The sequence below is a fragment of the Ruegeria sp. CH2 genome, assembly GCF_056537065.1.
Genome location: NZ_JBQFQV010000013.1, coordinates 43,609 through 59,470 on the forward strand (window position 1 = coordinate 43,609; position 15,862 = coordinate 59,470).

The window sequence follows — 15,862 nt, forward strand, 5'->3', positions numbered from 1 at the left end:
AGTTTCAGTTCAAATGTCGAAAGTCGCAAAGACCGGCGCATGATCGCTGGGCTTTTCCCACCCACGCGCGTCGCGCAGAATGCGACTGGAATGGCCCGCGTTTGAAATATCGGGCGTGGCCCAGACATGATCCAGCCGCCGCCCCTTGTCTGCCGTATCCCAGTCGCGGGCCCGGTAGGACCACCAGCTGAAAAGCTGCCCTTCGGGAATATCCTGCCGGGTGATATCGACCCAACCACCTGCGTCCTGGGTCTCGGCCAGATGTTCCACTTCGATCGGAGTGTGCGAGACGACCTTGAGCAATTGTTTGTGCGACCAGACGTCATCCTCACGCGGGGCAATGTTCAGATCGCCGACGAGGATGGATTTTTCCGGCTTTTCCGCGTGGAACCAATCGCGCATGTCCGTCAGATAGTCGAGCTTTTGGCCAAATTTCTCATTCACTTCACGATCCGGCACATCACCGCCCGCGGGGACATAGAAGTTGTGGATCGTGACACCATTCTCCAGCCGCCCGGCTATGTGGCGCGCGTGGCCGAGATCAGCGAAATCCTTGTCGCCCACCTCTTCTATCGGCAGGCGGGACAGGATGGCGACGCCATTATATCCTTTCTGGCCACGGGCAATCATGTGGGTATAGCCCAGCGCCGCGAACCCTTCGGTCGGAATCTTTTCAACCGGAGACTTGCATTCCTGCAAACACAGAACATCCGGCGCCTCTTCTTCCAACAGTTTCAGCACGATTGGTTCGCGCAGTCGGACCGAGTTGATGTTCCAGGTGGCAAGGGTGAAGGGCATGGTCAGGGAATCCTCTGTCGCGGTTGGGCGGAGGTTAACGCGGTGGGGGATGGGGTACCATCAGAAAAGAAAATCTAGGACGGGTGGCTTTCATTTTGGGGGGCATCATCGCAAATCTCGTACCAGTCCGGTTTTTCCGAAACAAATTCGTGAAACTGAACTTTCTGCTCTAACCCGGTATCCAGTGCATTTGCTGCGATTGGAAAACTATCTGCTTCTGAAATGATTTCGCCCAAAGATGTCCCGCATTTCGTGCAGAAACACCTGCCGTATTTGTAGGGCGGATCGGGCTGGTGCAGCGTTACGTTTTCCCTGCCCCGAACCCACACCAAGTCTTCTTTGTTGACAAATACGACTGTGCTGGCCCCGGCTTTTCTGCATCTTGAGCAGTGGCAGGTTCCCATCACGGATGGTTGAGACTTCAGGTTAAACTTCACCGCCCCGCACAAACAGCTTCCTTCAATCATCACGCGCTCCTCCAACCTTTCGCGAGAAATAGAACATTACAGGAACATTCAGGGTTTCGCAACGCCTGTGACGGTACAGGCGGCACATGATTTCGTCCTTCGGAAAAGAAAAAAGCCGGGCCATTCGGCCCGGCAGTCCAACAGGGAGGTGCATGTCATAACCCGGACATGCGCGGGTTGGGAGTAACCTAATTATGAGTACAGGGTATCACTTTGATCCAAGTCAATCCACACCCAGTTAAGACACTAGCCTATATCCACCGGATTCTGTGACCAAAAGGCGCGCATTTGACGGATCGGGCTCAATCTTCTGACGCAGGCGGTAGATGTGGGTTTCCAGCGTATGCGTTGTAACACCAGCATTATATCCCCAAACTTCGTGAAGCAGCACATCCCGCGCCACCACGCCGTCGGTCGAGCGGTACAGGAATTTGAGGATGTTGGTTTCCTTCTCGGTCAGGCGGATTTTTCTGTCCTCTTCCGTGATCAGCATCTTCATCGCCGGTTTGAACGTATAGGGGCCAAGTACAAATACTGCGTCCTCGGATTGTTCATGCTGGCGAAGCTGCGCACGGATACGTGCCAGAAGCACCGGGAACTTGAATGGTTTCGAAACATAGTCATTCGCGCCGGCATCCAGGCCCAGGATCGTATCGGCATCGCTGTCATGACCGGTCAGCATCAGGATCGGGCTTTTGACACCCTGTTTGCGCATGAGGCGGCACAGTTCGCGCCCGTCGGTATCCGGCAGACCCACATCAAGAATGACCAGGTCATAGATCGCTTCGCGCGCGCGCTCCATGGCAGAGTGACCGTCTGACGCCTCAAACACGTCAAAGTCTTCGGTCATGACAAGTTGCTCGCTGAGCGCCTCGCGCAGGTCCTCGTCATCGTCCACCAGCAGGATTTTCTTGAGTTGAGCCATTTCCCGGTCCTCCAAACGCTTTTCCATCACTTGCGCGTGGAATATGCAATCAACAAGATTTGCTGCAACCGTTTCACGCCTTCGTGTCAGAGTTCGCGGAAATGTTTCACATTTCCTTTCGAAAGGGCTAGGAGAAAGATTGAGCGTTATAGGGTAACATTGATGAGTCTCATCCCCGATATCACGGAACTTCTCGCCCGGGCCCGGGCCGATCTGCGCATGGGCGTTCCCGTTGCGCTGACCGATGACAGTGGCTTCAGCGTGCTTGCGGTTTCTGCCGAAACGCTCAGCCCGCAGCGTCTGGCCGACCTGAAAAAACTAGGGAATCCGGTGGTGGCCATAACTGGGCGACGCGCTGAAACCCTGAAAGCGCGGGCGTACGACGGGGATCTGGCGCGGGTTTCGATCCCGGCGGATGCAGATATCGCGTGGGTACAGGCGGTTGCTGATCCTTCCGACGATCTGAACGCGCCCATGAAGGGCCCGTTGATGACCGAGCGGCACGGCAATGCCAATCTGCACCGTATCGCAATAGCATTGGCCAAATCCGCGCGCATCCTTCCCGCTGTGGTCGTGGTACCTGTCGAGGACGGCAGGGCATTTGCCGCTTTGCACGGTTTGACCTGCATTGATCACACGCGCGCCACGCCTCATCTGGCGGATCGCAGTACTTTGCACGAAGTCGTCGCGGCCCGCCTTCCGATGGAGGTGTCCGAAGCCGGTCGGTTACACGTCTTCCGACCTGAAGACGGTGGTGAAGAGCACTATGCCGTCGAGATCGGTCGCCCGGACCGCGACAAGCCTGTGCTGACCCGATTGCATTCTGCCTGTTTCACCGGCGATCTGATGGGAAGCCTGAAATGTGACTGCGGCCCGCAACTCCGCGGTGCCCTGGCACAGATGGGGGCAGAAGGTGCAGGCGTTCTTCTGTATCTGAATCAGGAAGGGCGCGGTATCGGTCTGGCGAACAAGATGCGCGCTTATTTCCTTCAGGATCAGGGTTTTGACACCGTTGAGGCGAACCACAGGCTGGGTTTTGAGGATGATGAGCGTGATTTTCGGCTTGGGTCGGACATATTGAAATCGCTGGGTTTCAACTCTGTCCGCTTGCTGACCAACAACCCGGCCAAAATCGCCATGATGGAACGGACAGGTATCGCAGTAACCGAGCGTGTCCCTCTGAAGGTTGGCGAAACCTCTCACAACCGGGGATACCTGGCGACCAAGGCCAAGAAGTCAGGGCATCTGCTTTGACCCCAAACGATCTTGTTCTAACTCCACGAGGCATCCGGTTTCTTGGCAGGGTGTTCCCCTGTTCCGTGGGCAAAGGCGGGTTGAGCAACGCAAAACGCGAAGGCGATGGCGCGACCCCAACTGGACATCATCGAATCGTCGGCATGCTATACCGGGCCGACCGAATGGCCGCCCCCAGCAAATGGGCCCGCGCCATTGGCCCGCGGGACTTGTGGTCTGACGACGTGTCTGAAAGCAGATACAACCACATGGTCAGCGCACCCTATGCATTCAGCCATGAAAAGTTGCGCCGCGCCGACCCCTTATACGACCTGATTCTGTTAACCGACTGGAACTGGCCAAACGCCGTTCCGGGCAGGGGATCGGCAATTTTTCTGCACCAATGGCGCAGACCCGGCTATCCAACCGAAGGCTGCGTTGCCTTTCGCCGGGACCATCTGCACTGGATATCACAGCGCATTGCCCCCGGATCATGGCTGATCATTCCTGAGGTTTAACCCGTTCGCCAAAGATGGCCGAGCCAACACGGACGTGGGTTGCGCCCAAAGCGATGGCCTGTTCGAAATCGTGACTCATCCCCATAGACAATCCATCAAGCCCGTTACGTGCAGCGATTTTGGCCAATAGCGCAAAGTGCAAAGTAGGCTCCTCATCGACCGGAGGAATGCACATCAATCCACGCACGGGCAGATCCAACGACCTGCACTCGGCAATGAAACTGTCCGCGTCCACAGGAAGGATACCGGCCTTTTGGTCTTCCTCGCCGGTGTTGACCTGAATGAACAGGTTCGGGCAGTTTCCCATTTCCTGTGCCAAACGCGCCAGTGTGTTGGCCAGTTTGGGTCGATCTACCGAATGGATCGCATTGCACAGTTCCATTGCGTGACGAGCCTTGTTGGTCTGCAACGGGCCAATGAGGTGCAGATCAATACCCTCGAACTGTTCTTTGAAAGCGGGCCACTTGCTTGCCGCCTCCTGCACGCGATTCTCGCCAAAACATCTGTGCCCTTGCTCTAGAACTGCCTGCACCCTGTCATTCGGCTGCACTTTGGACACAGCAATCAGTTTGACGGAACCTGCCGGTCGGTTCGACTTGGCTTCGGCTTTGGCGATACGTGCGGTGACGTCTTGCAACGACATGGGACCCTCATCCTGTTTTGCGCAGAAAAACACCAAGTCGACACAAAAGAAAAGGGCGAGTCCGAAGACCCGCCCTTAAACCTTGCGGTTCAGATCAGCTTAGAAGTTGAACTGAGCACCGAAGTCAGCAACGAAGGTCGAGTCTGTGCAGCTGTCACAGTCGTTGACACCGATACCACCGCGCAGCGATGCACCGCCGCCCAGGTCGTAGATCGCGCCAAGAGCAACCTGCTGAGTATCAGCAGATGCGTTACCGTCGCCGTAAGCGAAGATCAGGGTTGTTGCGGCGCCAACGTTGTAGGTTGCCGACAGACCCCATGCGGTGCCGTCAGTTGCTGCAACCTGAGTTGCGTCGTCTGCAACAAACAGAGTACCGCCGAAGTCACCCCATTCACCACCCAGGGTCAGAACGGTCAGGCTCGGATCGCTTACACCAGCAACACCAGCGTCGGTCTGGCCGTAGGCCAAAGCAGCTGTGATGTTGTTGAAGGTGTAGGTTGCGCTGATGTCCCAACGGTCTGCGTCCATAGGCACGCCGTTCAGAGCTACAGTCGCTTGGTCGTACGATGCACCAAACGAGAAGTCACCAACCGAGTACTGGAAGAACACGGCGTTCGAACCCGAACCGGTCGAAGTGTAGCCCAGGAAGTTGTAGTTAACACCCGAGTACTGACCTGCGAACAGCTCAAGACCAACTTCGTTGCCGTAGTAGTTTGCTAGGTTGTCGAAGGCACCTGCAACGTTACCGGCGTCAACACGCAGGCCACCGTAGATGACCGAGAAGCGTGCACCGTTCAGACCAGCGCGGTTTGCTTCGCCGTTGCCGCTGTTTTCGTCAGCTTGCAGACGAACGCGGCCTTCGAAACGAACGCCACCGTCGGTTTCTGCAGAACCGTCGATGTTCAGACGGAAGCGCGAAACCAGGATCGCGTCGTCAGTTTGAACAACGGCAGTACCAACGCCTGTCGCGGTACCGGTTGTCTGGACGTTTACAACGGTACCGCTACGATCTTCAACGTAACCAATACCAAAGCGGCCATAACCGCTGAAGTTAACTTCAGCTGCTGCAACGCCTGCGGTCGCAATCAGCGCCGTCGATGCGAAGAGAACTTTTTTCATCTTGTTTCCCTCGGTTTCAAAAGAGTTATCTACTCGACATATGCCTCGGCACATGTCTCAGCACGGACACCGTTTCGCTCTTTTTGCCCCCTTTGCGCAAGCTTGGCATAAAGACGTCGGCGTCATTGAGGTCAAATTGGTGCAAGGATGCCACAGTCAGTTTTCGCCCCGATGCAGCTGATACACTTACATTTCAGAAGAATGGGCTTGTTGCAGCGGGGGTCCTTGGCTAGGAGTATCCCCTGAATACTGTAGAACAAGTGAAACAGGACCTGTTTGCAATGCGCCTGCCGACGATTTTGGGAATGATCCTGCTGACCGCTGCTCTTTCGGCATGTGGGCAGAATCGAAACGCTTCGACAACATACTCCCCCAACATCGCTGGCGGCAATTCGGACGAACAAGAGCTGAATGACCCCGATCGGGCAACTATCTGGGATATCTTTGACCGCAGCACCGCCGAGCAGACCACAAACGTAAACCGGTATCTGTGGGCGGCTTCACTGGATGTACTGAGCTTCCTGCCCGTGCAGGAGGTTGATCCGTTTACTGGCGTAATCGTAACGGGTTACGGCACACCTCCGGGCGGCGGCCGATCCTACCGGGCTACCGTTCATATCAGCGATCCGGCGCTTGCCGCGCGCTCGTTGTCGGTAGCGCTTCAATCGAGCGGAGGGGCCCCGGTGAGTGCGGCAACATCCCGCGCAGTCGAGGATGCGATTCTGTCGCGCGCCCGACAGCTACGCATAGCGGACAACAAGTTCTAGCAACCCGCCGAAAATCACAATATTACCACGCCGGGTTCCTACCCGGCGTTTTCATTCACGAAGGACCGCAAAATGTCGCGCTACTCGGCCACCGAAATCGAAGCAAAATGGCAAGAGGCCTGGGACAAGGCCGGGATCTTCACCGCCAACCACAAGGCGGACAAGCCGAAATACTATGTGCTTGAGATGTTTCCCTACCCGTCTGGCCGAATCCATATGGGGCATGTGCGCAACTATACGATGGGTGACGTCATCGCGCGGCACAAGCTGGCGACGGGCCACAACGTGCTGCACCCGATGGGCTGGGACGCATTCGGGATGCCTGCGGAAAATGCCGCGATGGCCATCGGGGGTCATCCGAAGGACTGGACCTACAGCAACATCGCAGACATGCGCGATCAGATGAAACCACTTGGCCTGTCCATCGACTGGTCACGTGAGTTCGCGACCTGCGACCCTGAGTATTACGGCCAACAACAGGCGCTGTTCCTCGATATGCTTGATGCCGGGCTGGTCTATCGCAAAAACGCTGTGGTGAACTGGGACCCGGTCGATATGACCGTTCTGGCCAACGAGCAGGTTGAAAATGGTCGTGGCTGGCGTTCGGGCGCACTGGTTGAGCGGCGCGAACTGACCCAGTGGTTCTTCAAGATCTCGGACTATTCCGAAGAATTGCTGGACGCGCTGGAGAATTTGGACAACTGGCCCGCCAAGGTGCGCCTGATGCAGGAGAATTGGATCGGCAAGTCGCGCGGCCTGCAATTCGGCTTTGAACGCACTGATGGCAGAGAGCCGATCACCGTCTATACAACCCGCCCAGACACGCTGCTGGGCGCATCTTTCGTTGGCATCTCGCCGGATCACCCGATCGCAAAACAGCTTGAGGCCGAAGACCCCGAAGTGGCTGAATTTGTGGCCGAATGTCGCAAAGGTGGCACCACGGAAGAAGCCATCGAAACTGGCGAAAAGCTGGGCTTTGATACAGGCATCAAGGTCAAGCACCCGCTGGACCCGAGCTGGGAACTGCCGGTCTGGATCGCCAATTTCATCCTGATGGATTACGGCACTGGCGCAATCTTTGCCTGCCCTGCGCATGACCAGCGCGACCTCGACTTCTGCCGCAAGTACGGCCTGCCTGTGGTCGATACCTTCTTTGCGCTGCATGACGACACGCCGGTCGACAAAATTGCATTCGTCCCGCCGAAAACCGAGAAAGTTCGCTGGGTGAACCATTTTGCAGGTTTGACCGAGGCGACAGGTGACGAGGCGATCAACGCCACCGTCGATTTTGCTGAAAAAGCCGGTTGGGGCGAGGGTGTCACCAAATACCGTCTGCGCGACTGGGGCCTCAGCCGTCAGCGCTATTGGGGGTGTCCGATTCCCGTCGTGCATTGCGAAAGCTGCGGTGTGGTGCCCGAGAAGAAGGAAAACCTGCCGGTCCGCCTGCCCGACGATGTGACATTCGACAAACCCGGCAACCCGCTGGATCGACACCCGACCTGGCGCGATTGCGCCTGCCCGTCTTGTGGCGCACCGGCCAAGCGCGAGACCGACACGATGGATACCTTCGTCGATTCGTCGTGGTATTTCGCCCGTTTCACCGCTCCGCGTGCGGAAACACCCACCGATCTGGCCGAGGCCGAATACTGGATGAATGTCGACCAATATATCGGCGGCATTGAACACGCGATTCTGCACCTGCTGTATTCACGCTTCTTCGCGCGGGCGATGAACCTCACCGGTCACTTGCCCCAAAAGGCCATCGAGCCGTTCGACGCGCTGTTCACACAAGGCATGGTGACGCATGAGATCTACCAGACGCGCGACGCCAACGGACGGCCGGTCTATCACCTGCCCGAGGATGTGACCGACGGCAAACTGGCCGATGGTACTGAGGTCGAAATCATCCCTTCGGCCAAGATGTCGAAATCCAAGAAAAACGTGGTCGATCCAGTCAGCATCATTTCAGCCTTTGGGGCCGACACGGCCCGCTGGTTCGTGCTGTCCGATTCGCCACCCGAGCGAGACGTGGAATGGACGGCGGCAGGGGCCGAAGCCGCCTATAAGCATCTGAATCGCGTTTGGAACCTTTGCGACAGGATCGGCGCTATGGACGCCGATGTAGCGGGCGAAGGCGATGAGGACCTGTTGCGCGAGATGCATAAAACCATCCGTGACGTGACATTGGGTGTTGAAAGCTTTGGCTTCAACGCCGCCATCGCCAAGCTTTATGCTTTCACCAATACACTGGCAAAATCCAAGGCCGGAGCGGCGGCTCAGAAACAAGCGATCAAAACTCTGGCCCAGTTGATGTCACCGATGACACCACATCTGGCAGAAGATATCTGGGCGCATCAGGGCGGTGAGGGCCTAGTGGCTGTCGCCCCGTGGCCCGTCGCGGATGAGGCGATGCTGGTTGATAACACCGTCACCCTGCCGATCCAGATCAACGGCAAGCGTCGCGCGGAAATCAGCGTTCCGAAAGATATGGACAAAGCCGAGGTTGAAAATATCGCGCTCAGCACCGAAGCTGTCCAAAAGGCGCTGGATGGCAACGCGCCGAAAAAAGTGATCGTTGTTCCGGGCCGGATTGTGAATGTCGTTGTTTGATCGCAGAACATTGCTTGTGATGCCGCTGGTACTGGCTGCCTGCGGCTTCCAACCGGTTTATGCTCCGGGCGGGTCGGGCTCAGCCTTGTTCGGTCGGGTGGCGGTATCTGCGCCAAATACCGTCGAAAGCTATCTTCTGGTTCAGAACCTTGAACACCAACTGGGCCGCAGCGCGGGATCTGTCAGCGATTACACTCTGGATGTTCAGGTCTCGACCGAAACCCGCGGCGCGGCCATAACCACGACGAACGAGACAACGCGGTACACGATTGATGGACGGGCGCAATACGCGTTGAAATCCAACGAAACCGGGCAAGTCGCGGCGTCCGGCACCGTAACCGATTTTGTGGGCTATTCTGCTTCGGGCTCTACCGTGTCGACGCTGGCTGACGAACGCGATGCGAAAGAACGCCTGATGGTGATCCTGTCCGGGCATATCGTGAACCGCCTGTATTCTACGCCGGGCTTGTCCAAATGAAGTTGAGCCCGCGCGAGGCTGACGGGTATTTCGCCAAGCCGGATGCGGACAAGACCGGGCTGCTGATCTATGGTGCGGATGCCATGCGGGTGGCGCTTAAGCGGCAACAGGTTCTGGCCGCACTGCTTGGTCCCGGTGCGGAAGAGGAAATGCGCCTGGCCCGCCTGCCGGGCGGTGATTTGCGCGGCGATCCGGCGTCGCTGCTGGACGCGGTCAAGGCGGTTGGGTTTTTCCCCGGCCCGCGTGCGGTGTTTGTGGAAGACGCCACCGAAACCGCCGCGCCTGTGATTCTGGCCGCGCTTGAAGATTGGGTCCCCGGCGACGCTCAGATCATCGTGACGGCTGGTCAGCTGAAACCAAACTCGAAAATCCGTAAAGCGTTCGAAGGGCATTCTGCGGCCTATGCGATAGGCATTTATGACGACCCGCCATCGCGCGCAGAGGTCGAGCGGGTTCTGACCGAAGCGCAGCTGAAAAACATCCCCCACGATGTCATGTCTGCCATCAGCGAACTGGCCAACAGTCTCAGCCCCGGTGACTTCACCCAAACCGTTGAGAAACTGTCGCTTTACAAGCGTGGTGACAACTCTGAGCTGACCATGGAAGACATCGAAGTCTGCGCCCCGCGTTCGACCGAGGCGGCGCTTGACGACGTGCTGAACGTGGTTGCCGAAGGCCGCGCCGGTGAGATCGGGCCGCTGATCCGGCGGTTGCAGGCACAAGGCACCAACGGGGTAACCCTGTGTATTGGGGCAACCCGGCATTTCCGCACACTTTATGCCTGCGCCTCGGATCCGGGTGGTGCTGCGCAGGGTATCGGTAAGTTGCGTCCGCCGGTTTACGGCAAACGCCGTGACCGTATTCTGCGTCAGGCACAGGGCTGGGGGGCGCCCAAGCTGCAAACTGCGCTGACCGTTCTAACGGATACCGACCTCTCCCTGCGATCCGCCGGACAGACAGCCCCCTCAATGGCTCTGGTTGAGCGTGCTATGATTCGTCTGGCGATGCTTGCGCGGTCGCGCTGAGTTATCTGACCTGATCCAGCCTATCGGCAGCGGCCCGACCGGCCCAGCGACCCGTGGCAAGACAGGCCGTCAAAAGATAGCCCCCGGTTGGCGCTTCCCAATCCAGCATCTCACCTGCGCAGAATACACCCGGAATGGTTTTCAGCATCAACCCGTCATCCAACGCGGATCGTTTCACGCCGCCTGCCGTCGAAATGGCCTCATCCATCGGTCGCAGCCCCGCGTGCAGGATTGGCAGTTTCTTGAGAACCTCCACTTCGCCGGGCAGCGGCAACTGACTGCGTTTTGCCATCTCGTGAAACACGGCAATCTTCTGCGGTGACAGGTTCAACGATTTTCTCATCCATTGCGAAAACGTGGTTTTCGACTTTCTGGACGACCATCTCGCCCGCAAGGATTGCAGGTCCAGATCAGGTGCCAGATCGACATAAAGTGGCTGCCCATTGCGCAAAGCAGGGGTGAGGGTGTAAAGCCCGCCTCCCTCCAGCCCGGTTGCCGAGATTGCGGCCTCGCCGCGGCTATCCTGGTCACCGGCCATCCACCGAACCGATTTCAGCGCCGCCCCGAAATGTGGCTGCATATGAGGGCTCCAGTCCACCGACAGGGCTGAATTCGCAGGTTCGAACCGTGCCAGTTCCACGCCCCTGCTGGACAAGATTTGCGCCCACTGACCATCCGACCCAAGGCGGGCCCAGCTTGCCCCGCCCAGTGCCAGAACGGTTACAGAAGCAATCAGGTTTTGCGGCCCGTCCGGGGTCTCAAATACCAGCGCATCAGCTTCCCAACCTTTCCATCGCCAACGGGTTTTGATCTCAACCCCGGCTGCGTCCAGTCGCGCAAGCCATGCGCGCAACAAGGGCGACGCCTTCATGGTCTCGGGAAAAACCCGCCCGGTGGAGCCCGTGAATAATGTCTGGCCCAATCCACGCGCCCAGTGCTGCACGGCTTGCGCATCAAAGGCGGTGATCATCGGGCGCAACCAGTCCGCCGCATTGGCATACGACCGCATCAGTGTCTCAGGCGGTTCGTCCTTTGTCAGGTTCAGCCCCGATTTACCTGCCATCAGAAATTTGCGCGCAACCGAAGGCTTGGCTTCGGCAACCAGCACGGAATGCCCGGCCTCGGCCAGTTGCTCGGCCGCCATCAACCCTGCGGGGCCTGCTCCGATCACGACTGCCTGCGCCATTCGCACCCTCTTGCCTTCGCCGTCCATCGACGCAAGTTTCAAACCATCATGGCGAACAACGATCCGATCTGCCCGCTCTGCGACCGCCCAATCCCCAGCGGGGGTGGCAGCCTGCATCATCTGATCCCAAAACTCAAAGGAGGCAAGGGCGGACCCACCGTTCTTCTGCACCAGATTTGCCACAAAGAGGTCCATGCCACCCTGACCGAGGCCGAACTGGCGCGCAGTTACAACACGGTCGCAGCCTTGCGCGCGCATCCCAGGCTTGAGAAATTCCTGATCTGGGTGCGTAAACGCCCACCCGGATTTCGGTCGAAAGTTCCGGGCAAGCGACGCAACAGGTGATCAGCCAGGCAGGACCGGATCGCCAAAGGCGTCTTTCAAAGGTGCGGCCAACCCCTCGACTACTATTCCCCGGTAATCCGGTACGGGCGCAAACTGCGCACCCGCAAGATGCTGGAACTCCAATGTCGTATACGGTCGCTTCCACAACCATTCGCGATTCTCGACGGCCCACAAATCGGGGTTTGGAGGGGTTTCGTCGGTAAAAGCGTAGAAATGCAGATCAAAGCCATGGGGGGCCACCTCCTGCATCGACAGCAAGGACACACCTTGCGCGCGCCAAAACGCGTCTTCACCTGCGATATCACCGGTCCGAAGGGTTATCTGACCGATCCCGGCCTGCGCAAACGGAGCGTCCCGGTCCGCCGCCTGCGCCGGTTTGTTACCTTCGAAATCATGTTGCAGCAATTCGATGACAAACCCTTCGGGATCAGCCAGATGGCACATGTACCCGATATCCAGAAACTGGCTCGGCGTGCTTACCGCAGTACCCAGCGCGCGCAGATGCGCTGCCGCAAGATCGACATCAGGAACGGTAATTCCGATCTTCCAATATCTTTGGCCCCGGTCATGGGTGTATCCGCCACCACCCGGCAATAGCAGAAGGTCCGCATCTTCCGAGTTGTAGCCGACGCGGTAACCTGACCCCTGCCGGTCAACCCGCATACCCAGAACGTCGCGATAGAATACGGCCAGTCTTTCCGGGTCAGCGACCCGCAACCGAACGGCCGAAATCCTCATGAACACATCCTTGCGATGTCCGCGGCGACAACGGGGTCAGCGTTCACGCAGTCTGTCACAAACTCACGCGCGGTTTGCATCAGGTGATCGGGCTCGACGATCCGGTCAACCAGACCAAAGTCATAAGCCTCTTGCGCGGTGATCTTCTGACCTGCCATCAGGATCAACTTGGTTCTGGCCGGGCCCACCAAAGCCGCCAACCGTTTCGGATCGGACGGTTGCGGCAGAAACCCCAGCTTCATCACCGGATAGAAAAACTTGGCCGTTGGCACCGCAATGCGAAGGTCACAGGCCAAAGCCATGCCATTGGCCCCGCCAGCCAAAGTTCCGTTCAACGCGGCAATGGTCAGACAGGGCAATGCGGCGATGGCACCGGACAGTCTTTCCCAGACGTCAGAGGTGGCCAGACCGGCGCGCGCCTCGTCCAGATCGGCCCCCGCGCTGAACACTTTGCCCGCGCCCGTCAGGATCAGCGCCCGCGCGCTGGTTGCGGCCTCTGCAATCCCGACCAGTTCATTCAGCATCGCTCCGGTCAGGGCGTTTGCCTTTTCGGGATTGTTGATCGTAACGACCCACAGGCCATCCTCTTTCCTCAGGTCGATCATATCAACCCAACCCTTTTTCGGATGTCTTCCAGACGCAGCGAGATTTCCGTTCCCAAATACTCATCCGCGTCCTTGGAACACATCCACAACAAGGCACGTGCTGGCCAGTCTGCGGGAATATGCGCGTCCCAGTCCAGTTGACTGACCGGATTGATGCCGCTTGCCTTGATGGACCGCTGCATATCCGTGGCAACCGTCCCCGGCGACAGCCCCATGGCGCGAATACCGTGTTGGGCTTCTTCCAGATGCAGGCATTCCGTCAGCATTTTTGCCCCGGCCTTTGACGCGCAATAATGGCTCCACGCCTCAACCGGGTTGGACGCCGCGCCGGACGAGACGGTCAGAATGCTTCCGCCGCCGGCGGCCCGCATCACCGGCAATGCCGCACGCATCCCGTAGAAAACACCTTTGAGGTTGATATCGATGGCTTTGCTCCAGGCCTCAGGATCGGCGTTTGTAAGATGAAAGATTGGATCGATCACACCGGCATTGCCAATCAGAACATCCAGCCCACCGAACCGATCCACACATGTGGCCACAGCCTGCTCGACCTGCGCGAAATCGCTGACATCGCAGGCCAGCGCGATGGCCTGATCACCCAGTTCAGCGGCCAAGGCATCAATCTGATTTCGGCTGCGGGCCACTAATGCGACATTGGCCCCGGCTGCGGCAAAAACGCGCCCCGCTTCGGCCCCGATGCCACGGCTGGCCCCGGTTATCAGAACTGTTTTCCCCTGCATTCGCCTCTCCTCACGCATTGTTATCGATCCCGGCAACAGCCGTAACGCGGAAACGGGGAAATGGTCCAGCCCTTGCCCCCTTGACGATAGGTGCCGCAACCCCGACCATGCGCCGCAAATTGATCAAGAAGGGTTACCTTATGTCCGTTTTCTTCCACCGCAGCTGCGGTGCTGTTCTGGCTTACGCCGTTGCGACCCAGGGCGCGTTCGCCGACCTTACTGCAAATGATGTCTGGTCCGACTGGAAAAGCTATTTCACTTCAATGGGCTACACCGTTACAGGTGACGAAAGCATCGCCGGTGACGTCACCACTATTTCGAACATGACACTTTCTTTGACCTTTCCGGAAGAAGACGGGCAGTTCCAGATGGTCATGCCGGAAATGACGCTGACCGAAAATGGTGACGGAACCGTTACCATCGGATTGCCCGAAAGCTTTCCCATGGACGTCACGGGAACAGCCGACGATGAAGAGTTTGCAGCCAAAGTGATTTATTCGCACAGCCAGCTGAACATGGTCGTTTCGGGTACACCCGAAGACATGACCTATGACTACACTGCTGACAAACTGGGCATTGCGCTGGATTCGATTGAAGTTGATGGCGAACCGCTGCCGAACGAGGTTTTCAGCATCGCGGTCGAGGCAGGTGATCTGGCCGGTCGGTCGCGGATGCAAATCGGCGAACACCGAAGCATCACCCAGACATTCAACAGCGATACACTGACCTATGACCTGAACTTTCAGGATCCGGAAAACGGTGAAAGCGGGCTGATCAATGGCCAACTGGGCCAACTGGCCTTTGAAGGCGAAAACGTGATCCCGCTGGATTTTGACATGTCTGATCCGCAGGCGTTTTACCAAGCGGGTTTCGCCTTTGATGGCACGTTTACCTATGCATCCGGCAGCACCGATCTGAGCGGGACCAGCGAAGGCCAGGCGTTCTCGATGAACAGCACCTCGGAAGGTGGACGCTTTGCCGCCAGCATCGACGCCGAGCGTATCGCCTATGACATCGCGCAGAACAGCACCAAACTGGCGGTTACAACAGCAGACCTGCCATTCCCGATCGAGTTGTCCATGGCCAGCGCAGGGTTGAATTTCGAATTCCCGATCCAGCAATCGGACGAAATACAGCCCTTTGCATTTGGCCTCAACATGACCGATTTCACCATGTCTGATGTCCTGTGGGGCATTTTTGACCCGGCAGGCGCGCTGCCCCGCGATCCGGCGACAATTGCGCTGGACACGACCGGCACGGCAAAAGTTCTGATGAACATCTTCGATCCAGAAATCGACGTCGAGTCGGACGAAGCTCCGGGTGAGCTGCATTCGCTGAAAATCAGCCAGCTTCTGGTTTCGTTGGTTGGTGCCAAACTGACAGGTGATGGCGATTTCGCCTTCGACAATTCGAACACAGAAGAGTTTGGGGGAATGCCCAGCCCAAGCGGCGTGGCGAACCTGAAACTTGTTGGCGCCAATCAGCTGATCGATACGCTGATCGGCATGGGCCTCATTTCGGATGACGATGCGCTGGGCGCGCGGATGATGATGGGTCTGATGGCGGTCCCCGGCGATGAGCCTGACACCCTGAACTCGACCATCGAATTCACCGAAGACGGCCAGATTTTGGCGAATGGCCAGCGTATCAAGTGATACCTATCTG

17 protein-coding genes are annotated in these 15,862 nt (G+C 57.8%); 8 read left to right on the forward strand and 9 right to left on the reverse strand.

Features of this window, described 5'->3' with window-relative positions:
• Positions 1-9: 9 nt before the first annotated feature.
• The 3 genes from ACR0M9_RS16125 to ACR0M9_RS16135 all read right to left on the reverse strand — a co-directional run bounded on the left by ACR0M9_RS16125 (position 10) and on the right by ACR0M9_RS16135 (position 2,190).
• Positions 10-798, reverse strand: coding sequence for an exodeoxyribonuclease III (locus ACR0M9_RS16125; protein ID WP_480774093.1), 789 nt, complete (start codon positions 796-798; stop codon positions 10-12).
• Between the two features lie 74 nt (positions 799-872).
• Positions 873-1,280, reverse strand: a complete 408-nt coding sequence (locus ACR0M9_RS16130; protein WP_480774094.1) for a GFA family protein — start codon at positions 1,278-1,280, stop codon at positions 873-875.
• A 223-nt stretch (positions 1,281-1,503) separates the two neighbouring features.
• On the reverse strand, positions 1,504-2,190 hold the full coding sequence (locus tag ACR0M9_RS16135) for a response regulator transcription factor (protein ID WP_171724917.1): 687 nt from the start codon (positions 2,188-2,190) through the stop codon (positions 1,504-1,506).
• Between the two features lie 162 nt (positions 2,191-2,352).
• Between ACR0M9_RS16135 and ribA the strand changes: the two genes are divergently transcribed.
• Entirely contained in the window at positions 2,353-3,444 is a 1,092-nt protein-coding gene (gene ribA, locus ACR0M9_RS16140; protein ID WP_480774095.1) for a GTP cyclohydrolase II, read from the forward strand.
• Positions 3,441-3,941 carry a L,D-transpeptidase family protein gene (locus tag ACR0M9_RS16145; protein ID WP_480488605.1) on the forward strand — a complete coding sequence of 167 codons (501 nt, stop codon included), beginning with the start codon at positions 3,441-3,443 and terminating at the stop codon, positions 3,939-3,941. Before ribA ends, ACR0M9_RS16145 begins: the two co-directional genes overlap by 4 nt.
• Here the strand turns inward: ACR0M9_RS16145 and ACR0M9_RS16150 are convergent.
• Positions 3,925-4,584, reverse strand: a complete 660-nt coding sequence (locus ACR0M9_RS16150; RefSeq protein WP_480774096.1) for a YggS family pyridoxal phosphate-dependent enzyme — start codon at positions 4,582-4,584, stop codon at positions 3,925-3,927. The two genes, ACR0M9_RS16145 and ACR0M9_RS16150, sit on opposite strands and share 17 nt — an antisense overlap.
• Positions 4,585-4,683: 99 nt before the next feature.
• Positions 4,684-5,703, reverse strand: a complete 1,020-nt coding sequence (locus ACR0M9_RS16155; protein WP_480539619.1) for a porin — start codon at positions 5,701-5,703, stop codon at positions 4,684-4,686.
• Positions 5,704-5,984: 281 nt separating this feature from the next.
• Here ACR0M9_RS16155 and ACR0M9_RS16160 point away from each other — a divergent pair, with 281 nt between their 5' ends.
• From ACR0M9_RS16160 to holA, 4 genes are all read left to right on the forward strand, one after another.
• Positions 5,985-6,470, forward strand: coding sequence for a DUF3576 domain-containing protein (locus ACR0M9_RS16160; protein ID WP_480484184.1), 486 nt, complete (start codon positions 5,985-5,987; stop codon positions 6,468-6,470).
• A gap of 72 nt (positions 6,471-6,542) precedes the next feature.
• A complete protein-coding gene (gene leuS, locus ACR0M9_RS16165) occupies positions 6,543-9,080 on the forward strand; it encodes a leucine--tRNA ligase (protein ID WP_480774097.1) in 2,538 nt (845 codons plus the stop codon).
• Positions 9,067-9,558 carry an LPS assembly lipoprotein LptE gene (gene lptE / locus ACR0M9_RS16170; RefSeq protein ID WP_267364334.1) on the forward strand — a complete coding sequence of 164 codons (492 nt, stop codon included), beginning with the start codon at positions 9,067-9,069 and terminating at the stop codon, positions 9,556-9,558. Before leuS ends, lptE begins: the two co-directional genes overlap by 14 nt.
• Positions 9,555-10,583: a DNA polymerase III subunit delta gene (gene holA, locus ACR0M9_RS16175; RefSeq protein ID WP_480774098.1), complete on the forward strand. Its 1,029-nt coding sequence runs from the start codon at positions 9,555-9,557 to the stop codon at positions 10,581-10,583. Before lptE ends, holA begins: the two co-directional genes overlap by 4 nt.
• A gap of 1 nt (position 10,584) precedes the next feature.
• On the opposite strand, the gene ACR0M9_RS16180 is transcribed toward holA, so the two are convergent.
• Complete coding sequence (locus ACR0M9_RS16180; RefSeq protein ID WP_480539623.1) at positions 10,585-11,769, reverse strand: TIGR03862 family flavoprotein; 1,185 nt, start codon at positions 11,767-11,769, stop codon at positions 10,585-10,587.
• Between the two features lie 48 nt (positions 11,770-11,817).
• Between ACR0M9_RS16180 and ACR0M9_RS16185 the strand changes: the two genes are divergently transcribed.
• Positions 11,818-12,114: an HNH endonuclease gene (locus tag ACR0M9_RS16185; protein WP_209599595.1), complete on the forward strand. Its 297-nt coding sequence runs from the start codon at positions 11,818-11,820 to the stop codon at positions 12,112-12,114.
• Here ACR0M9_RS16185 and ACR0M9_RS16190 read toward each other — a convergent pair whose 3' ends face one another.
• The 3 genes from ACR0M9_RS16190 to ACR0M9_RS16200 are packed head-to-tail and all read right to left on the reverse strand — an operon-like array spanning position 12,115 to position 14,197.
• A complete protein-coding gene (locus tag ACR0M9_RS16190) occupies positions 12,115-12,852 on the reverse strand; it encodes a VOC family protein (protein WP_480493885.1) in 738 nt (245 codons plus the stop codon).
• A complete protein-coding gene (locus tag ACR0M9_RS16195; protein WP_480774099.1) occupies positions 12,849-13,457 on the reverse strand; it encodes an enoyl-CoA hydratase/isomerase family protein in 609 nt (202 codons plus the stop codon). Before ACR0M9_RS16195 ends, ACR0M9_RS16190 begins: the two co-directional genes overlap by 4 nt.
• A complete protein-coding gene (locus ACR0M9_RS16200) occupies positions 13,454-14,197 on the reverse strand; it encodes an SDR family oxidoreductase (protein WP_480539630.1) in 744 nt (247 codons plus the stop codon). Before ACR0M9_RS16200 ends, ACR0M9_RS16195 begins: the two co-directional genes overlap by 4 nt.
• A 107-nt stretch (positions 14,198-14,304) precedes the next feature.
• Here ACR0M9_RS16200 and ACR0M9_RS16205 point away from each other — a divergent pair, with 107 nt between their 5' ends.
• Positions 14,305-15,852, forward strand: a complete 1,548-nt coding sequence (locus ACR0M9_RS16205; RefSeq protein ID WP_480774100.1) for a DUF2125 domain-containing protein — start codon at positions 14,305-14,307, stop codon at positions 15,850-15,852.
• Positions 15,853-15,862: the final 10 nt, after the last annotated feature.

Excerpts from the sequence above, each read along its gene's own strand:
- ACR0M9_RS16125 (WP_480774093.1), bottom strand. The coding sequence starts at position 798 with ATGCCCTTCACCCTTGCCACCTGGAACATCAACTCGGTCCGACTGCGC.
- ACR0M9_RS16135 (WP_171724917.1), bottom strand. The coding sequence starts at position 2,190 with ATGGCTCAACTCAAGAAAATCCTGCTGGTGGACGATGACGAGGACCTG.
- ribA (WP_480774095.1), top strand. The coding sequence starts at position 2,353 with ATGAGTCTCATCCCCGATATCACGGAACTTCTCGCCCGGGCCCGGGCC.
- ACR0M9_RS16150 (WP_480774096.1), bottom strand. The coding sequence starts at position 4,584 with ATGTCGTTGCAAGACGTCACCGCACGTATCGCCAAAGCCGAAGCCAAG.
- ACR0M9_RS16155 (WP_480539619.1), bottom strand. The coding sequence starts at position 5,703 with ATGAAAAAAGTTCTCTTCGCATCGACGGCGCTGATTGCGACCGCAGGC.
- ACR0M9_RS16160 (WP_480484184.1), top strand. The coding sequence starts at position 5,985 with ATGCGCCTGCCGACGATTTTGGGAATGATCCTGCTGACCGCTGCTCTT.
- leuS (WP_480774097.1), top strand. The coding sequence starts at position 6,543 with ATGTCGCGCTACTCGGCCACCGAAATCGAAGCAAAATGGCAAGAGGCC.
- lptE (WP_267364334.1), top strand. The coding sequence starts at position 9,067 with ATGTCGTTGTTTGATCGCAGAACATTGCTTGTGATGCCGCTGGTACTG.
- holA (WP_480774098.1), top strand. The coding sequence starts at position 9,555 with ATGAAGTTGAGCCCGCGCGAGGCTGACGGGTATTTCGCCAAGCCGGAT.
- ACR0M9_RS16180 (WP_480539623.1), bottom strand. The coding sequence starts at position 11,769 with ATGGCGCAGGCAGTCGTGATCGGAGCAGGCCCCGCAGGGTTGATGGCG.
- ACR0M9_RS16185 (WP_209599595.1), top strand. The coding sequence starts at position 11,818 with ATGGCGAACAACGATCCGATCTGCCCGCTCTGCGACCGCCCAATCCCC.
- ACR0M9_RS16190 (WP_480493885.1), bottom strand. The coding sequence starts at position 12,852 with ATGAGGATTTCGGCCGTTCGGTTGCGGGTCGCTGACCCGGAAAGACTG.
- ACR0M9_RS16195 (WP_480774099.1), bottom strand. The coding sequence starts at position 13,457 with ATGATCGACCTGAGGAAAGAGGATGGCCTGTGGGTCGTTACGATCAAC.
- ACR0M9_RS16200 (WP_480539630.1), bottom strand. The coding sequence starts at position 14,197 with ATGCAGGGGAAAACAGTTCTGATAACCGGGGCCAGCCGTGGCATCGGG.
- ACR0M9_RS16205 (WP_480774100.1), top strand. The coding sequence starts at position 14,305 with ATGCGCCGCAAATTGATCAAGAAGGGTTACCTTATGTCCGTTTTCTTC.